Origin of the sequence: Streptomyces sp. NBC_00306, assembly GCF_036169555.1 — a bacterium.
GTDB classification, from domain to species: domain Bacteria; phylum Actinomycetota; class Actinomycetes; order Streptomycetales; family Streptomycetaceae; genus Streptomyces; species Streptomyces achmelvichensis.
Genome location: NZ_CP108032.1, coordinates 5,819,936 through 5,836,470, shown reverse-complemented (window position 1 = coordinate 5,836,470; position 16,535 = coordinate 5,819,936). Strand labels below are relative to the sequence as shown.

At 71.3% G+C, this 16,535-nt stretch carries 10 protein-coding genes; 3 read left to right on the top strand and 7 right to left on the bottom strand.

What is annotated here, in order from left to right; all coding sequences use genetic code 11:
• Positions 1 to 46: 46 nt before the first annotated feature.
• The 4 genes from OHA05_RS26155 to nsdA all read right to left on the bottom strand — a co-directional run bounded on the left by OHA05_RS26155 (position 47) and on the right by nsdA (position 6,043).
• A complete protein-coding gene (locus OHA05_RS26155) occupies positions 47 to 2,521 on the bottom strand; it encodes a [protein-PII] uridylyltransferase (protein WP_328861858.1) in 2,475 nt (824 codons plus the stop codon).
• A gap of 19 nt (positions 2,522 to 2,540) precedes the next feature.
• Positions 2,541 to 2,879 (bottom strand): P-II family nitrogen regulator, encoded by a 339-nt coding sequence (locus tag OHA05_RS26150; protein WP_313943849.1) that lies wholly within the window; start codon positions 2,877 to 2,879, stop codon positions 2,541 to 2,543.
• Positions 2,876 to 4,231 (bottom strand): ammonium transporter, encoded by a 1,356-nt coding sequence (locus tag OHA05_RS26145; protein WP_313943850.1) that lies wholly within the window; start codon positions 4,229 to 4,231, stop codon positions 2,876 to 2,878. The genes OHA05_RS26150 and OHA05_RS26145 overlap by 4 nt, the downstream gene beginning before the upstream one ends.
• A gap of 339 nt (positions 4,232 to 4,570) precedes the next feature.
• Positions 4,571 to 6,043 (bottom strand): transcriptional repressor NsdA, encoded by a 1,473-nt coding sequence (gene nsdA / locus OHA05_RS26140; RefSeq protein WP_313943851.1) that lies wholly within the window; start codon positions 6,041 to 6,043, stop codon positions 4,571 to 4,573.
• 427 nt (positions 6,044 to 6,470) lie between these two features.
• Here nsdA and OHA05_RS26135 point away from each other — a divergent pair, with 427 nt between their 5' ends.
• Entirely contained in the window at positions 6,471 to 7,124 is a 654-nt protein-coding gene (locus OHA05_RS26135) for a bifunctional DNA primase/polymerase (RefSeq protein WP_313943852.1), read from the top strand.
• Between the two features lie 124 nt (positions 7,125 to 7,248).
• On the opposite strand, the gene ftsY is transcribed toward OHA05_RS26135, so the two are convergent.
• Positions 7,249 to 8,472, bottom strand: a complete 1,224-nt coding sequence (gene ftsY, locus OHA05_RS26130) for a signal recognition particle-docking protein FtsY (RefSeq protein WP_313943853.1) — start codon at positions 8,470 to 8,472, stop codon at positions 7,249 to 7,251.
• 175 nt (positions 8,473 to 8,647) lie between these two features.
• Here ftsY and OHA05_RS26125 point away from each other — a divergent pair, with 175 nt between their 5' ends.
• Entirely contained in the window at positions 8,648 to 10,111 is a 1,464-nt protein-coding gene (locus OHA05_RS26125) for a cytosine permease (protein ID WP_328861857.1), read from the top strand.
• Positions 10,112 to 10,245: 134 nt separating this feature from the next.
• Positions 10,246 to 11,220, top strand: a complete 975-nt coding sequence (locus OHA05_RS26120) for an LLM class flavin-dependent oxidoreductase (RefSeq protein WP_328861856.1) — start codon at positions 10,246 to 10,248, stop codon at positions 11,218 to 11,220.
• Between the two features lie 77 nt (positions 11,221 to 11,297).
• On the opposite strand, the gene OHA05_RS26115 is transcribed toward OHA05_RS26120, so the two are convergent.
• Both OHA05_RS26115 and smc read right to left on the bottom strand, forming a co-directional pair.
• Positions 11,298 to 12,716, bottom strand: a complete 1,419-nt coding sequence (locus OHA05_RS26115) for a sugar porter family MFS transporter (RefSeq protein ID WP_313943856.1) — start codon at positions 12,714 to 12,716, stop codon at positions 11,298 to 11,300.
• 197 nt (positions 12,717 to 12,913) lie between these two features.
• On the bottom strand, positions 12,914 to 16,465 hold the full coding sequence (smc, locus tag OHA05_RS26110) for a chromosome segregation protein SMC (RefSeq protein WP_328861855.1): 3,552 nt from the start codon (positions 16,463 to 16,465) through the stop codon (positions 12,914 to 12,916).
• Between the last annotated feature and the right edge of the window lie 70 nt (positions 16,466 to 16,535).

Here is a 16,535-nt window from a genome sequence, read left to right as displayed (position 1 = left end):
CGCACAAATTGCGTTACCAGGCCCGTCAGGAGCTTTCGGACACCGGTCAGCGCAGCGCCTGCTCCACCTCTCGTGCCACGTCGGCCGCGCGGGTGTCGGAGAGCATCGAACCGTCCGCGGCCGTGACGTAGACCGTGTCGACCGCGTTGGCGCCGAGAGTCGAGACATGGGCGCTGCGCACCCGTACACCGGCCGTTTCCAGGGCGTGACCGATGCGGTGCAGCAGCCCGGGGGCGTCCTGGGCGCGGACCTCGATCACGGTGGCGTGCCGGGAGGCCGCGGAGGCGACGGTGACCCGGGGCGGCGGGGCCTGCACCCCGCGGCGGCGCGGATAGGCGGCCTCGCGTTCGGCGAGCCGGGACGCGATGTCCAGCGAGCCGTCCAGGGCCCGGACGAGGTCGGCCCGCAGCCGGGCGGCCTGCGGCAGCGAACCGAAGGCGGCGGCGACCCGCCAGTTCAGGACGAGGACGGACCCCGGTCCCACCTCGCCCGGCAGCTCGACGGCGCTGAGATCGGCGGCACGAACCGTGAGCCGGTGCAGCGCGAGGACTCCGGCCGCGGCGGGCAGCACACGCGGCTGGTCCGGCAGGGCGATCAGCAGCTCCACACCGACCGGCTCGGGCTCATCCTCACCCTCCTCCTCCCGCTCCCGCTCCCCGTCGGGGTGGTCGGCCTGTGCGTGCAGCGAGAGCACCGGGCCGCCGGTGCGCAGCGCCTCGACGGCGAGCCGCTCCTGCTCCGCGCTGGGCGCCGTGGGCTCCGGCTCCTCGGGGGCCTCCCCCGCGAGGACGCCGGCGACCCGCTTGACCAGGTCGGTCACGAGCGAGCCGCGCCAGGTCGACCAGGCGGCCGGACCGGTGGCCAGCGCGTCCGCCTCGGTCAGGGCGTGCAGCAGCTCCAGGGTGCCCGGGGACTTCACGACGGCCGCGACGGAGGCCACGGTCGCCGGGTCGTCCAGATCGCGCCGGGTGGCGGTCTCGATGAGCAGCAGATGGTGACGGACGAGGGTGGCGATGACGGCGACGTCGGCGCGGTCGAAGCCGATGCGGGTGGCGACGTCCTTGGCGATGGTCTCGCCCGCCACGGAGTGGTCGCCGGGCCAGCCCTTGCCGATGTCGTGCAGCAGGGCCGCGACCAGCAGCAGGTCGGGGCGGTGGACGCGGCGGGTCAGCGCGGAGGCCTTGACGGCCGCCTCGACGAGGTGCCGGTCGACGGTCCAGGTGTGCACGGCGTTGCGCTGCGGCCGGCAGCGCACCCGCTCCCAGTCGGGCAGCAGCCGGGTGATCAGTCCTTCGGCCTCCAGCGCCTCCCAGACGGCGACGGTGGACTCACCGGCGCCGAGCAGGGTGACGAGCTCCTCGCGGGCCTCGGCGGGCCACGGCACGGGCAGCGGGCGGGTGGCGGCCGCGAGCCGCCGGACGGCGTGCAGAGAGAGCGGCAGCCCGTTCTGGGCGGCGGCCGCGGCGGCCCGCAGCGGCAGCACGGGATCGCGTTCGGGCTTCACGGTGCGGGCGAGCACCACCTCGCCGTCGAACTCGACGACGCCTTCGGCCAGCGGGGTGCGCTCGGGCTCCGGCCGGCGGCCCGCGCCGAGCATGGCCCTCAGCCGCGGACGTACGGACCGCGCCTTGAGGACGCGGTTCACCTCGCGCCAGGTGACATCGGTGGCGTACGAGACGGTCCGGGCCGCCTCGTACACCTGGCGCAGCAGCGTGTCGGCGTCCAGCAGGCCGAGCTCCGCGGCGACCTGGTCCTGCTCCTGGAGGGCGAGGCGGTCGGTGGCCCGTCCGGTGACCAGGTGCAGGGCGTCCCGGGCGTCGAGCAGGGTCCGGCGCGCCTCGGCGAGGCCCTCGCGCGGCGCGTCGGCGAGCCAGGAAGCGGCGACGGCCCGCAGTGCGGTGGCGTCCCGCAGCCCGCCGCGTGCCTCCTTGAGGTCGGGCTCCAGCAGGAACTGCAGCTCGCCCTGGCGCTCTGCCCGTTCCCGGCACAGCTCGTCCAGCTCGGGCAGCCGCTTGGTGGCCTGATTGCGCCAGTCGGCGAGCACGGTGGTGCGCAGCGCGGAGACCAGCCCCAGATCACCGGCGACCGGGCGGGCGTCCAGCAGCCCGAGCTGGACCTTCAGGTCCTCGCCCGCCGTCTTGCGGGCCTCGCCCGGGGTGCGTACGGAGTGGTCGAGTGCGAGCCCGAGGTCCCACACCGGGTACCAGATACAGTCCGCGAGCGTGGCGATCGCGCCGGAGCCCGCGGAGCCGTCGTGGAGCAGCAGCAGGTCGAGGTCGCTGCGCGGGGAGAGCTCACCCCGCCCGTAACCGCCGACGGCCACGAGCGCCGCGCCGCGCACCCCGGCCTCCTGGCAGGCGGTGCCGAACAGCGCGGCCAGCCACCGGTCCGTGAGGCCGGCGAGGGCCGCACGGCGCGGCGGCCCGGACCGCTCCTTCTCGGTGAGAAGGTGCAGCCGGGCCGCCGCGTAGCCGCTGGGTCCCGAGTCTTCCGCGTCGGTCGTCACTTCGAGGCTCGTCACCCGGCAGCTCCCTTTCGTCCTACAGCGCGTCCGGGCCGCGTTCGCCCGTGCGCACCCGTACCGCCGTCTCGACGGGAACGCTCCACACTTTGCCGTCACCGATCTTGCCCGTACGGGCGGCTTTGACCACCACATCGATGAGCTGTTCGGCCTCCTCGTCCTCGACCAGCACCTCGATGCGGATCTTCGGTACGAGGTCCACCGTGTACTCCGCACCCCGGTAGACCTCGGTGTGGCCGCGCTGGCGGCCGTATCCGCTGGCCTCGGTGACCGTGAGCCCCTGGACGCCGAAGGCCTGGAGGGCCTCCTTGATCTCGTCCAGCCGGTGTGGCTTCACGACTGCGGTGATGAGCTTCATGCGTCCACCTTCTTGTTCGGCGCTGCGGGAACGGCGTCACTCGGCGCGGGGGCTGCCTTGCGGGACCCGGCACCGCCGCCCGCTCCGCTGAAGTCGTAGGCGGTCTCCGCGTGCTCGTCCTGGTCGATGCCGGAGACCTCGACGTCCTCGTCGACCCGCATGCCCATCGTCTTGTCGATGACGAAGGCGAGGAGTGCCGAGGCCACCAGAGAGTAGGCCAGGACGGCGAAGACGCCGGTGGCCTGCTTGCCGAGCTGGTCGAGGCCGCCGCCGTAGAACAGGCCCTTCGCGTCCGACTGCACACCGCCGGTGGCGAAGAAGCCGACCAGCAGGGATCCGACGACACCGCCGACGAGGTGGACGCCGACGACGTCGAGGGAGTCGTCGTAGCCGAACCGGAACTTCAGGCCCACGGCCATGGCGCACAGCACACCGGCGATGGCGCCCACGGCGATGGCCCCGAGCGGGCTCACGGCACCGCCGGACGGCGTGATGGCGACGAGACCGGCGACCGCACCGGAGGCGGCACCGAGGGTGGTGAACGCACCGTGGCGGATCTTCTCGTACGCCAGCCAGGCGAGCATGGCGGCGGCGGTGGCGACCTGGGTGTTGACGAACATCACGGCGCCCACGCCGTCGTCGTTGCCGAGCCACGAGCCGGCGTTGAAGCCGAACCAGCCGAACCACAGGAGGCCGGCGCCCAGCATCACCAGCGGGAGGCTGTGCGGCCGCATCGGGTCCTTCTTGAAGCCGACCCGCTTGCCGATGACGAGGATCACGCCGAGGGCCGCGGCACCCGCGTTGATGTGGACGGCGGTACCGCCGGCGAAGTCGATGACACCCATCTCGAAGAGCCAGCCGCCCGCGCCCCAGACCCAGTGGGCGACCGGGAAGTAGACCACGGTGACCCACAGGGTGATGAACAGCGCCCAGGCGGTGAACTTCACCCGGTCCGCGAGCGCACCGCTGATCAGCGCGGGGGTGATGATGGCGAACATCAGCTGGAACACGGCGAAGACGTACACCGGGATGGTGTAGCCGTCCCACAGCTCCGTGAGGCCGAGACCGCTCAGGCCCACGTAGTCGGACGACCAGCCGATGAGGGAGCCGTGGTCGGTGCCGAAGGCGAGACTGAATCCGTACAGGACCCAGAGGATGGTCACGATGCCCAGGCTGATGAAGCTCATCATGAGCATGTTCAGTGTGGACTTGACGCGGACCATGCCTCCGTAGAAGAAGGCCAGGGCCGGCGTCATCAGCATCACGAGGGCGGAGCAGATGAGCATGAAGCCGGTGTTGGCGGCAGACAGCGTGGGTGCGTCTGCGGCAAGCGTCGAGATGCCTGGAGGCATCGGCGTCTCCTCGTCGTCGGTGCGGCGGCGGGTGCCGGGAAACTTCCGGAGCCTGAGCGGTGCGGGCGAGCCGGTTATGCGCCATGAGGTTGGCGCAGCGCGGTTTCCGACGATGCCGCACGATGTTTCGCCGCAGTGACGAAGAGGTCCGGCGTGTTACGCAGCCATGAACTGACGGCTCACAGATACGGCCCGGGCGTATCCTCTGCGCACATCACGGACCGGCCGCGGCGGTCACCCGATTGACCTGGCACGGGGGAGCCGAGTCGGGCTGTCGGGGTGATCGCCGCGGCCGGAGTACAGGGGGACGCGGGAGCCGGGTGTCGGGGGACGCGGCCCTCAGACGGCCTCCGCGGTCTCGGGCAGCTGCGAGGTCAGCAGGTCGGTGAGGTGGGCGACCTCGGGCACGTCGCCGAAGTCACGGGCGGCGGTGTCCACGGTCTTGCGGAGCCGGGTGTTGACCCGCTCGGAACGGACCCGCCTGGCGACGGCGAGGGCCTGGGACGCGAGGGCCGTCGACTGCTCGGGCTCCCTCTTGAGCAGATGGACCGTCGCCATGCCGACCAGATTCAGTGCGTACGACCGCTGGTGCTCGTCGTCCTTGGCGAAGAGGTCGACGGCGCGCTCCATGACCGGCTCGGCGAGGGAGGCGTAGGTGGGGCTGCGGCCGGCCACATAGGCCAGGTCGCGGTAGGAATGGGCGTTCTCGCCGTTGAGCTCGGCCTCGGAGAAGAACCGGATCCAGTCGGGCTCGGGCTCGCCGTCGATGCCGGCGTCGGAGAAGGTGTCCTCGGCCATCCGGACCGCCCGCTTGCACTTGCTGGGCTGGCCCATGTTGGCGTACGCGCGGGCCTCCATCGCATACAGCATGGCCTGGGTGCGCGGGGTGGCGCAGTCGCGACTGCCGTACTGGGCGAGGTGGACGAGTTCCAGCGCGTCGTCGGGCCGCCCCAGGTGGATCATCTGGCGGCTCATCGACGACAGGATGTACGAGCCGAGCGGCTTGTCGCCCGCCTCCTTGGCGGCGTGCAGCGCCAGTACGAAGTACTTCTGCGCGGTGGGCTGGAGGCCCACGTCGTAGCTCATCCAGCCGGCGAGCTCGGCGAGTTCCGCCGCGCAGACGAACAGTCGCCGGGAGGTGGCCTGCGGCTGCGGTTCCTGGAGCAGGTCGGTGACCTCGTGCAGCTGGCCGACGACCGCCTTGCGGCGCAGTCCGCCGCCGCACTGGGCGTCCCACTGGCGGAACATGGCGGTGGTGGATTCGAGCAGATCCAGCTCGGGACCGGAGAGCCGGGAGCCCTTGCGCCCGCCGGCGGTGGGCTCGGATCCGGCCTGCTCGGAGGCGGGCGAGGGCACCAGCCAGCGCTGCATGGGCTCGACAAGGGCGGGTCCCGCAGCCAGTGCCAGCGATGTCCCGAGGAAGCCGCGCCGCGCCAGCATGAGGTCGCTGCGCGAGAACTCGCTGAGCAGGGCAACGGTCTGCGGGCCCGCCCAGGGAAGGTCCACGCCGGACACCGAGGGTGACTGGTGCGCGGAGCGGAGACCGAGGTCCTCGATCGCGACGACGCTGCCGAAGCGCTCCGAGAACAGTTCCGACAGGATCCGCGGAATCGGCTCGCGCGGCTGCTCGCCGTCGAGCCAGCGCCGCACCCGCGAGGTGTCGGTGCTGATGTGGTGGGCGCCCATCTGCCGCGCCCGGCGGTTGACTTGGCGCGCCAGCTCGCCCTTGGACCAACCGCTGCGCACGAACCACGAACTGAGCTGCTCGTTCGGGCGCTTGCCGGTATTCGTACCGGCGCCGCTGCCGTCCACTGGAACGCCCCCATCCACTGATGCCCTGTCGCGCGAACCCCTACCAGAATGCCGCGAGTTGCAGCTCTCCGTACGGTGGATGCACTCCTTCGAACGGGAAACCGAGTTGCCCCCGGCATACCCGTGAGTGCACACACCTCCAGGGTTCGTGCACTGAACGTAATCCTACGATCACCCGCTCAGCGAGTGGGATTGCAGAAACGCCACCATTCGCCACCCCTTCGAATGAACTCCCTTGCGGTCAGGCGCGATTCACTTGACACGGGACGATCGAGAGGGAGCGGAGCGATGCGCGCAGGGGCGCGCGGCCCGGTCCGCACCACTCCTCGCACCACAGTGCGCCGCCGGAGCTTCACCGTTTGCGACGCTGTGTAACGAGGAGACTTCAGGTCGTAACCACCGGCGAGCGCAACCCGTTGGAGGGGGCATGGGCTTCACTATCGGCGGCATGCGGGACATCCGGTCCGGGTCACGGCGCCGCGGCCGCACCACTGAGTGCACCGTGGTGGCGGAGTACACCGGCCTGTGGGGCTGGGCCGTCGTGCCAGGGGCGCGGGCGGCGTCCGGCGACTGCTCGTGCGGCGTCCCGGACTGTACGTCCCCCGGGGCTCATCCCCTGGGCTACGCACCCGAGATCCCGGCCGGCGCGACGCTGGACGATGTCACCAAGGCATGGGCCGAGGTACCGGGCGCGGCCGTGCTTCTGCCCGTCGGCCGCACCTTCGACATCCTCGACGTCGCCGCACCGGCCGGCCGGCGCGCGCTGGTGCGTCTGGAGCGGATGGGACTGCCGCTGGGACCGGTCTCGGCGACTCCGGACGGGCGCTGCCAGTTCTTCGTGGCGCCGGGCGCCGCCGCCGAACTTCCGCACCTGCTCTACCGGATGGGCTGGGACGACGCCGGGCTCGATCTGCACTGCCTGGGGCCGGGCAGCCACATCACCGCGCCGCCCTCCGACCACGCGGGCCTCGGACCGGTCAGCTGGCTGCGGGCGCCCTCGCTGGACACCGCCGTGGCGCCGCCGCAGGCGCGGCTGCTGCTGGGCACGCTGGCGTACATCTGCCACCGCTCGGCGGCCTGAGGTCCGCCGGGCAACGGACACACGCTCGGCGGCCTGAGGTCCGCCGGGGACGCACGAGGGCGGGGCCGGACATTCCGGCCCCGCCCTCGTGCGTCCACTGTCCGGGGCTCGCCCCGGCGCTTCCTCACTCCCCGATGAGCGCGTCGACGAACGCCTCCGGCTCGAACGGCGCCAGGTCGTCGGCGCCCTCGCCCAGACCCACCAGCTTCACCGGTACGCCCAGCTCACGCTGGACCGCGATGACGATGCCGCCCTTGGCGGTGCCGTCGAGCTTGGTCAGCACGATGCCGGTGATGTCCACGACCTCCGCGAACACCCGCGCCTGCACCAGACCGTTCTGACCGGTCGTGGCGTCGAGGACCAGCAGGATCTCGTCCAGCGGGCCGTGCTTCTCGACGACGCGCTTGACCTTGCCGAGCTCGTCCATCAGGCCGGTCTTGGTGTGCAGCCGGCCCGCCGTGTCGATGAGCACCACGTCGGCGCCCTCGGCGATGCCTTCCTTCACGGCGTCGAACGCGATCGAGGCCGGGTCGCCGCCCTCGGGTCCGCGCACGGTGCGGGCGCCGACGCGCTCGCCCCACGTCTGGAGCTGATCGGCCGCCGCCGCACGGAAGGTGTCCGCGGCGCCGAGGACGACCGAGCGGCCGTCGGCGACGAGCACCCGGGCGAGCTTGCCGGTCGTGGTGGTCTTACCGGTGCCGTTGACACCGACGACCATGACGACGCCCGGGGTGTCCAGGCCGCTCTCGGTCTTGACCGCGCGGTCGACGTCGGTGCCGATGAGCGCCAGCAGCTCCTCGCGGAGCAGGTTGCGCAGATCGTCCGGCGTACGGGTGCCGAGCACCCTGACCCGCTCGCGCAGGCGCTCGACGAGTTCCTGGGTCGGCGCCACACCGACGTCGGCGGTGAGCAGCGTGTCCTCGATCTCCTCCCATGTCTCCTCGTCGAGGTGCTCGCGGGACAGGAGCGTGAGCAGCCCCTTGCCGAGCGAGTTCTGCGAGCGGGCGAGGCGGGCACGCAGCCGGACGAGCCGGCCGGCGGTGGGCTCCGGGATCTCGATCGCGGGGGCGGGGGGCTCGGCGACGACCGGGTCCTCGACGGCGACCGGCGTGTCGGCGGCCTCCTCGGCCGACGGGAGGTCGACCTCCTCGATGGTCCGGCGTGGCTCGTCCCGCGGTGTCTCCGCCTCGTCGCCGACATGCGGCTCGGCGGGCGGAGCGGTGATGGTCGGCGTGCTCGACGGCGCCGAGGGCGGCAGCTGCTTCTTCTTGCGGCTGCTGACCACGAGACCGCTGATCGCGCCGAGAGCGACCAGGGCGATGACTACGGCAAGGATGACGATTTCCATAACCCACCCAGTATCGGCCACGACTCTCCGGCCGCGGCGGCGTCGGACGGTCCTTCAGGGACCTCGGACTGTATTTGGACCTTTTGGGGGGTACAGACGATGCTGGTCCCTCCGGTTTTCCGCCGGCACCGGCACTGTCCCGGAGTCCCCCCCACCCCCTTCACGGAGCTCCCCCATGCCCCACGCCTCCGATGCCGAAGGCGCGACAGAGAGCGCGGTCGAGACGCGCGGTCTCGAACCCGTCCCCGACGGGGAGCGCACAGGCCACGTCCGCGAACTGTTCCCCACCTGGGTCGCCGCCAACATCAGTGTGCTGTTGCTCACGATGGGCGCGGGGCTGGTGGTGTTCAACGGTCTGAACTTCTGGCAGGTCCTGGTCGTCGCGATCACGGCCCCCGTCGTCTCGTACGGCATCGTCGGCCTGATATCCGTGGCGGGCAAGCGGGGCGGCTCCCCCGGCATGGCCCTGTCCCGCGCGGTCTTCGGGCAGCGCGGCAATCTGCTGCCGGGCTCGCTGATCTGGGTCGCGCGCTGGGGCTGGGAGACGATCAACGCGGTGACCGGCGCCTATGCCGTGCTGACCGTGCTGGATCTGCTCTTCGGCGTACGCAGCAACACCGCGCTGATCATCGTGACGCTGCTGCTCTTCGTCGCCTGCACCTTCCTCGTGTCGGGACTGGGCATCAACGCCCTGCGGCGGTGCAGCACCTGGTCGACCTATCTCTTCGGCGCCTTCAGCGTGCTCGTCCTGGTCCATCTGGTCGCGGGCACGGACTGGTCGGCGGTCTTCGACAAGCCGGCCGGGTCGACGGCGATGATGGTCGCCGGCATCGGCACGATCGCGGCGGGCGGCATCAGCTGGGTCCCCTCGGGCCCGGACTTCACCCGCTATCTGCCGCGGACCGCGTCCAGCCGGGCGGTGGTCGGCTCGACGATCGGCGGCGCCGGGATCGTCGTCCTGCCGATGGTGCTGATGGGCGCGGTGATGGCGGTCTCGACTCCGGACCTGGCGAGTGCCACCGACCCGGTGGCGTTCATCGGCGAGATCCTGCCGCTGTGGCTCGCCGTGCCCTATCTGCTGATCGCCCTGGTCGGCATGCTGCTGATCAACTCCATGTCCATGTACTCGGCGGGCTTCACCGCGCAGACCCTGGGCATCCGGGTCCCGCGCGCCTGGGCCGTCAGTGTGAACGCGGTCATCAGCCTGGTCCTCGGCTTCCTGCTGATGGTGGTGGCGACCAGCTTCACCGGCTCGTTCATCTCGTTCCTGACGCTGCTGGCGGTGGCGTTCTCCGCGTGGATCGGTGTCTTCGGCGTGGACATGCTGCGCCGGAAGGACTACGACGGCGCGGCCCTGATGGACACCACGCGCACCAGCGCCTACTGGTACCGCGGCGGTTTCGCCTGGCAGGCGACGGCGTCCTGGGCCGCCGCGCTGTTGGTGGGTCTGCTGTTCACCAGGACCGACTGGTTCTCGGGGCCGCTCGCCACGTCGTGGCTCGGCGAGAACGGTCTCGGCTGGGGAGTGACGATCGTGGTGGCGGCGGCGCTCTACGCCGTGCTGCCCCGGACCGGGACCCCGGCGGCGGCGACGAGCGCGGAAGCGGCACAGGCCGAACCCGTACGCCTGTCGCTCTGACCCCGGCGGGGCCTGCGAGCCCCGCTCCTCCCCCGCCACCGGAAGCCCGGCCGGTCCGGACCCTGGGAATCTGACACCACGTCAGCTAACGTCCTCCCTCGCCAGGTTCACAACCGGTGGAGGGGGACGTCCCCATGGCCTTCACAGTGGCCCGCTTCAATCTCGTCGATCCCGGCGCGACACCCGAGACGCTCGCGGCCCGTTACCGCGCGGCGCTGGAGATGGCCGCGTACGCCGACGACCGCGGTATCGACACCATCCAGACCGAGGAGCACCACGGCGCGGTCAACAACTGGCTGCCCTCCCCCTTCGTGTTCGCCGGAGCCGTGCTCGGCGGCACGAGCCGCATCGCGGTCACCGTCTCCGCGATCATCGGCCCGCTCTACGATCCGCTCCGGCTGGCCGAGGACATCGCCGTGCTCGATCTGATCGGGCGCGGCCGGCTCGTCATCGTCGCGGGCATCGGCTACCGGCCGGAGGAGTACGAGCAGCTGGGAGCCGACTGGAGCCGGCGCGGCGCGCTTCAGGACGAGCTGCTGGAGACGCTGCTGACGGCCTGGAAGGGCGAGCCGTTCAGCTACCGCGGCCGTACGGTCCAGGTCACCCCGCGTCCGTACACCCAGCCGCATCCCCTGCTGCTGGTCGGCGGCTCCTCCAAGGCGGCCGCGCGGCGGGCGGCCCGTCTCGGGCTGCCGTTCTTCCCGAGTGCGCATCTGCCCGAACTGGAGGCGTACTACCAGGAACTGCGCGCGCAGTACGGCACGGACGGCTTCTGCATGATGCCCGCGGAGAAGACACCCCTGCTGCATCTGTCCGAGGACCCCGACCGCACCTGGGCGGAGTTCGGCGAGCACTTCCTGCACGAGGCGCGCACGTACGCCTCCTGGCAGTCCGCGGACATCCGATCGGCGGTGCGGTCGAAGGCGACGACGGTGGAGGAACTGCGCGCCGAAGGGGTGTACCGGATCGTCACGCCCGAGGAGTGCGTGGGCCTCGGGGCCGACAGTCTGGTCCTGCATCCGCTGTGCGGCGGGATGCCGCTGGACGAGGGATGGCGTTCGCTCCAGCTCTTCGCCGAGCAGGTGATTCCCCGGCTGACCGCCGCGTAGGGCCCGTTGACGGCGGACTGCCCCGGCTCGATCGGCGAGCCGGGGCAGTTCCGTGAAGAGAAGAGGGGCAGCGGGGATTAGCCCATCTCCTCCAACGCCTTGCCCTTGGTCTCCTTCACGAACAGCAGCACGAAGGGGATGGAGAGCACGGCGAAGAATGTGTAGATGATGTAGGTGGCCGAGAGGTTCCAGTCCGACAGGCTCGGGAAGCTCGCGGTGATGGCCCAGTTGGCGATCCACTGCGCGGAGGCGGCGACGCCGAGAGCGGCGGCGCGGATCCGGTTCGGGAACATCTCGCCGAGGAAGACCCACACGACGACACCCCACGAGAGGGCGAAGAAGAGCACGAACACATGGGCCGCGATCAGGGCGACGAGGCCCTGGGTGTCGGGCAGTTTGCCGTCGACGAGGTCGGCGGAGAAGGCCCATGCCTCGACGGCGAGGGCGATGGCCATACCGGCGGAGCCGATCAGGGCGAGCGGCTTGCGGCCGACCCGGTCGACCAGGACCATCGCGATCACGGTGCCGATGATGTTCACGATCGACGTGGTGAACGAGTAGAAGAACGAGTCGGTCGGGTCGATGCCCACGGACTGCCAGAGCGTCGAGGAGTAGTAGAACGCGACGTTGATGCCGACGAGCTGCTGGAAGACCGAGAGGCCGATACCGACCCACACGATGGGCAGGAAGGCGAAGCGCCCGCCCAGCAGGTCCTTGAACGTCGACTTGTGCTCCCGGCGCATCGCCCGGTCGATCTCGGCGACCCGGGCGTCCAGGTCGATCTTCGTGCCCTCCACCTCGGCGAGGACCTCCTTCGCCTTGGCGACCTTGCCGACGGAGATGAGGAACCGGGGCGACTCGGGAATCGCGAAGGAGAGCAGTCCGTAGAGCACGGCCGGGACGACCATGACGCCGAGCATCCACTGCCAGGCCTCGATGCCGGCGATCTCGCCGCGCTGGTCGCCGTCGGCGATCTGGAGGATGCCGTAGTTCACCAGCTGGGAGATGGCGATACCGATGACGATCGCGGCCTGCTGGAAGGAGGCGAGCCGGCCTCGGTAGGCGGGCGGGGAGACCTCGGCGATGTAGGCGGGGCCGATGACCGAGGCCATACCGATGGCGAAACCGCCGACGATGCGCCAGAAGGCGAGGTCGTAGAGGGCGAACGGCAGGGCCGAGCCGACCGCGCTGATCGTGAAGAGCACGGCGGCGATCTGCATACAGCGGATACGGCCGATGCGGTCGGCGATACGGCCGGCCGTGGCGGCGCCGATGGCACAGCCGATCAGGGCGATGGCGATGACCTGGGCGAGTGTTCCGGACCCGATGTCGTAGCGGTCGCGGATGGCTTCGACGGCTCCGTTGATGACCGAACTGTCGTAGCCGAAGAGGAATCCGCCCATCGCGGCCGAGGCCGTGATGAAGATGACATGCCCGAGGTGGTCGGGGTGGGCCTCTCGGGCGCCCGATGCCGGTGGTGGCTCAGTGCTGGTCACGTGTACTCCTGGGGCCTCCGGCAGCGCCGGGCGTGGGGGGCGAGCCCTTCAAGTGGCGCACAACTTCATGCGGCCCACCACTTGAAGGTAAAAGCAACGTTGCAGAGACTATTCGTTCAAGTTTCGAAGTCAAGACCTCACCGCCAACGGATTTGGGACACAGGCGTGTGGACTTCAGTTCAAGAGTTGAAGAGTTTTCAGCGGAGGCGCTGACTGATGACCTTGGAGACTCCGTCGCCCTGCATGGACACGCCGTACAGCGCGTCCGCGACCTCCATCGTCCGCTTCTGGTGCGTGATCACGATCAGCTGGGACGACTCCTGGAGCTCCTGCATGATGCGGATCAGACGCTGGAGGTTGGTGTCGTCGAGCGCCGCCTCGACCTCGTCCATCACGTAGAACGGGCTCGGCCGCGCCTTGAAGATCGACACCAGCATCGCCACCGCGGTCAGCGAACGTTCGCCTCCCGACAGCAGGGAGAGCCGCTTGACCTTCTTGCCCGGCGGCCTGGCCTCCACATCCACACCCGTGGTGAGCATGTTGTCGGGGTCGGTCAGGATCAGCCGTCCCTCGCCCCCGGGGAAGAGGCGGGAGAAGACGCCCTCGAACTCCCGGGCAGTGTCGCGGTAGGCCTCGGTGAAGACCTGCTCGACACGCTCGTCCACCTCCTTCACCACCTGAAGCAGGTCGGCCCGTGTCTTCTTCAGGTCTTCGAGCTGCTCCGAGAGGAACTTGTGGCGCTCCTCCAGCGCCGCGAACTCCTCAAGGGCCAGCGGATTCACCTTTCCGAGCTGCTGATACGCCCGTTCGGCCGACTTCAAGCGTTTTTCCTGTTCGGCGCGGACGAAACGTCGCGGCTGGTTGCGCGGGTGCTCCGGGTCCTCCGGCAGCTCCTCGCCCTCGGCCGGCAGCGACGGCGGCACGAGCTGGTCCGGCCCGTAGTCCGAGACCAGCCCGGCGGGCTCCACACCGAGCTCTTCGAGCGCCTTCGTCTCCAGCTGCTCGATCCGCATCCGCTTCTCGGCGCCGAGCACCTCGCCCCGGTGGACCGAGTCGGTGAGCTTGTCGAGCTCGCTCTTGAGGTCGCGGCCCTCGTTGCGGGCGGCCGTCAGCTCCCTCTCCCGCTCGGCCTTCGCCCCCTCGGCAGCGACCCGTTCGGCCTCGGCGCGCACCAGCGAGACCTCGACATGGGCCAGCAGCTGGCGGGCACCGCTCGCCACCGCGGAGGAGACCTCCGCCTCGTGCCGCAGCCGTGCGCGGCGCTGTTCGGCCCGTGCCCGCGCCTCACGTTCGGCGCGCGCTCCGCGGTCGAGCGCGTCGGCCCGCCCGGAGAGCCCCTTGACCCGCTCCTCGTGCGTACGGACCTGGAGCCGGGCCTCCATCTCGGTCTGCCGCGCGTTGGCGCCGTCCGCGGCGAGCCGGTCCCGTACGTGCGTGTCGGGCTCCTCCTCGGCGGGCGCCTCCTCGGCCACCAGCAGCCGTTCGGCCAGTTCCTCGGCCTCCCCGCGGGCCCGCTCCAGCGCCTCCTGCGCCCGGGCGACGGCCGCGGTCGTCCGCTCGGCCTCGCCCGCGGCGCCGCGGGCCTGCCCCGCGAGCCGGCCCAGCCGGCCGGAGACGGCCGACTTCTCCCGGTCGGCCGCCCTGCGGCGCTCCCCCAACTCCTCGACGAGCCCGGCACATGCGGTGCGCCGTCCGGCCGCCTGCTGCTGGGCGGCCGCCAGTTCCTCGCACCGCACGGCGAGCTCCTCCAGCTCGGCGGCGGCCTCGTCGACGGAGGCCTGCACCTCCAGCAGACTCGGCGCACCGGCCGAGCCGCCCTGCGCGAAGTGCGCACCGAGAACATCGCCTTCGGCCGTCACGGCGGTGAGTCCGGGCCGGGCGTGGACCAGGTCCTCGGCGTCCTCCAGCGTGCCGACGACGACGATGCCCCGCAGCAGCGAGCGCACGGCCGGCATCAGTTCCTCGGGACCGCGCACCAGATCGGCGGCGTACACAGGACCGTCCGGGTGCCGTTGTTCGGCGGTCTCGGGGCCGTCGGCCAGCAGTATGGCGGCGCGACCGGCATCGTTCTTGCGCAGCAGCCGCAGTGCATCCGCGGCCGTCGCCGTGGTGGAGACGGCGACGGCGTCGGCGGCCGCGCCGAGGGCCGCCGCCACCGGTACCTCATGGCCGGGTGCGACCGTGAGCAGCTCCGACGCCGGTCCGAGCAGTCCGCCGAGCCGGTCCTTCGCCGCCAGCAGGGCACCGGTGCCGTCCTTGCGCCGCAGGCCCAGCGCGAGCGCCTCGCGCCGGGCGGCGACGGCGGCGCGCTTGCGTTCGGCCGCGGTGAGTTCCTCGCGGGCCGAGCTCAGGGCCGCTTCGGCCTCGCCCAGTTCCCGCTTGGCCGCATCGTGCCGCTCACCCAGCTCCGTGTCGTCGGCGTCGAGGCTGTCGACCTCGGCCTGGAGCTGCTCGTACTCCTCCTGGGCGGTGACCGCCCGCTCCTGCGCCTCGTCCCGGGCGGCGGCCAGCCGGTCGATCTCGGCCTGCGCCGAAGCGGCCCTGCTGCGGGCGGCGTTCACCTGGCCGCCCAGCCGGGCGAGGCCTTCGCGGCGGTCGGCGATGGCACGGGCCACGTCCTTGAGCCGGCGTTCCTCGACCGCGAGTTCCCGTTCCAGATCGGCGCGGTGCGCGACGGTGTCGTCCAGGGCGCGCTCCGCCGCCTCCAGCGCGGCCTCCAGTTCGGCCTCCTGCTCACGGATCCGGGCGGCCTCGCGCTCCATGTCCTCGGGATCGCGGCCCCGCCGGTCCTCCGCGGGCTGCGCGGTCGCGCTCTTGACCCGGGCGTCGGCCAGCGAGACGGTGCCGCGGACCCGCTCGGCGAGCTGGGAGAGTTCGTACCAGCTCTGCTGGGCCTGCTGGAGCCGCGGCGCGAGCCGCCGTACCTCGTCCTCGAGATCGGCCTCCCGCCCGAGCGCGGCCTTGAGTTCGGCCTCGGCCGCCTCCTTGCGTTCCTTCAGCGCGGCCTCGTCGGCGACCTCGGTGCTCAGTGCCTGCCTGAGCTGTACGAGATCGTCGGCGAGCAGCCGCAGCCGGGCGTCGCGCAGGTCCGCCTGGATGACGGCGGCGCGGCGCGCGACCGCGGCCTGCCGTCCGAGGGGCTTGAGCTGCCGCCGCAGTTCGTCGGTCAGGTCCTGGACCCGGGCGAGATTGGCCTGCATCGCGTCCAGCTTCCGCAGCGCCTTCTCCTTGCGCTTGCGGTGCTTGAGGACGCCGGCGGCCTCCTCGATGAACGCCCGCCGCCCCATGGGGTCGGCGTGCAGGACGGAGTCGAGCTGGCCCTGGCCGACGATGACGTGCATCTCGCGGCCGATGCCGGAGTCGGAGAGCAGCTCCTGGATGTCGAGCAGCCGGCAGGTGTCGCCGTTGATCTGGTACTCGCTGCCGCCGTTGCGGAACATGATCCGCGTGATGGTGACCTCGGCGTATTCGATCGGCAGAGCGCCGTCGGAGTTGTCGATCGTGAGGGAGACCTCGGCGCGGCCGAGCGGCGGGCGCCCGGTCGTCCCGGCGAAGATGACGTCCTCCATCTTGCCGCCGCGCAGCGACTTGGCCCCCTGCTCGCCCATCACCCAGGACAGTGCGTCCACGACGTTGGACTTGCCCGAGCCGTTGGGGCCGACGACACAGGTGATGCCCGGCTCGAACCGCAGTGTCGTGGCGGAGGCGAAGGATTTGAACCCGCGCAGGGTCATGGCCTTGAGGTGCACGCAGCCGGACTCTACCTTTCGCCTCGCTCGGACCGCCGGACCCGGCCCGTCCCGGCCTGCCTCCAAAGGC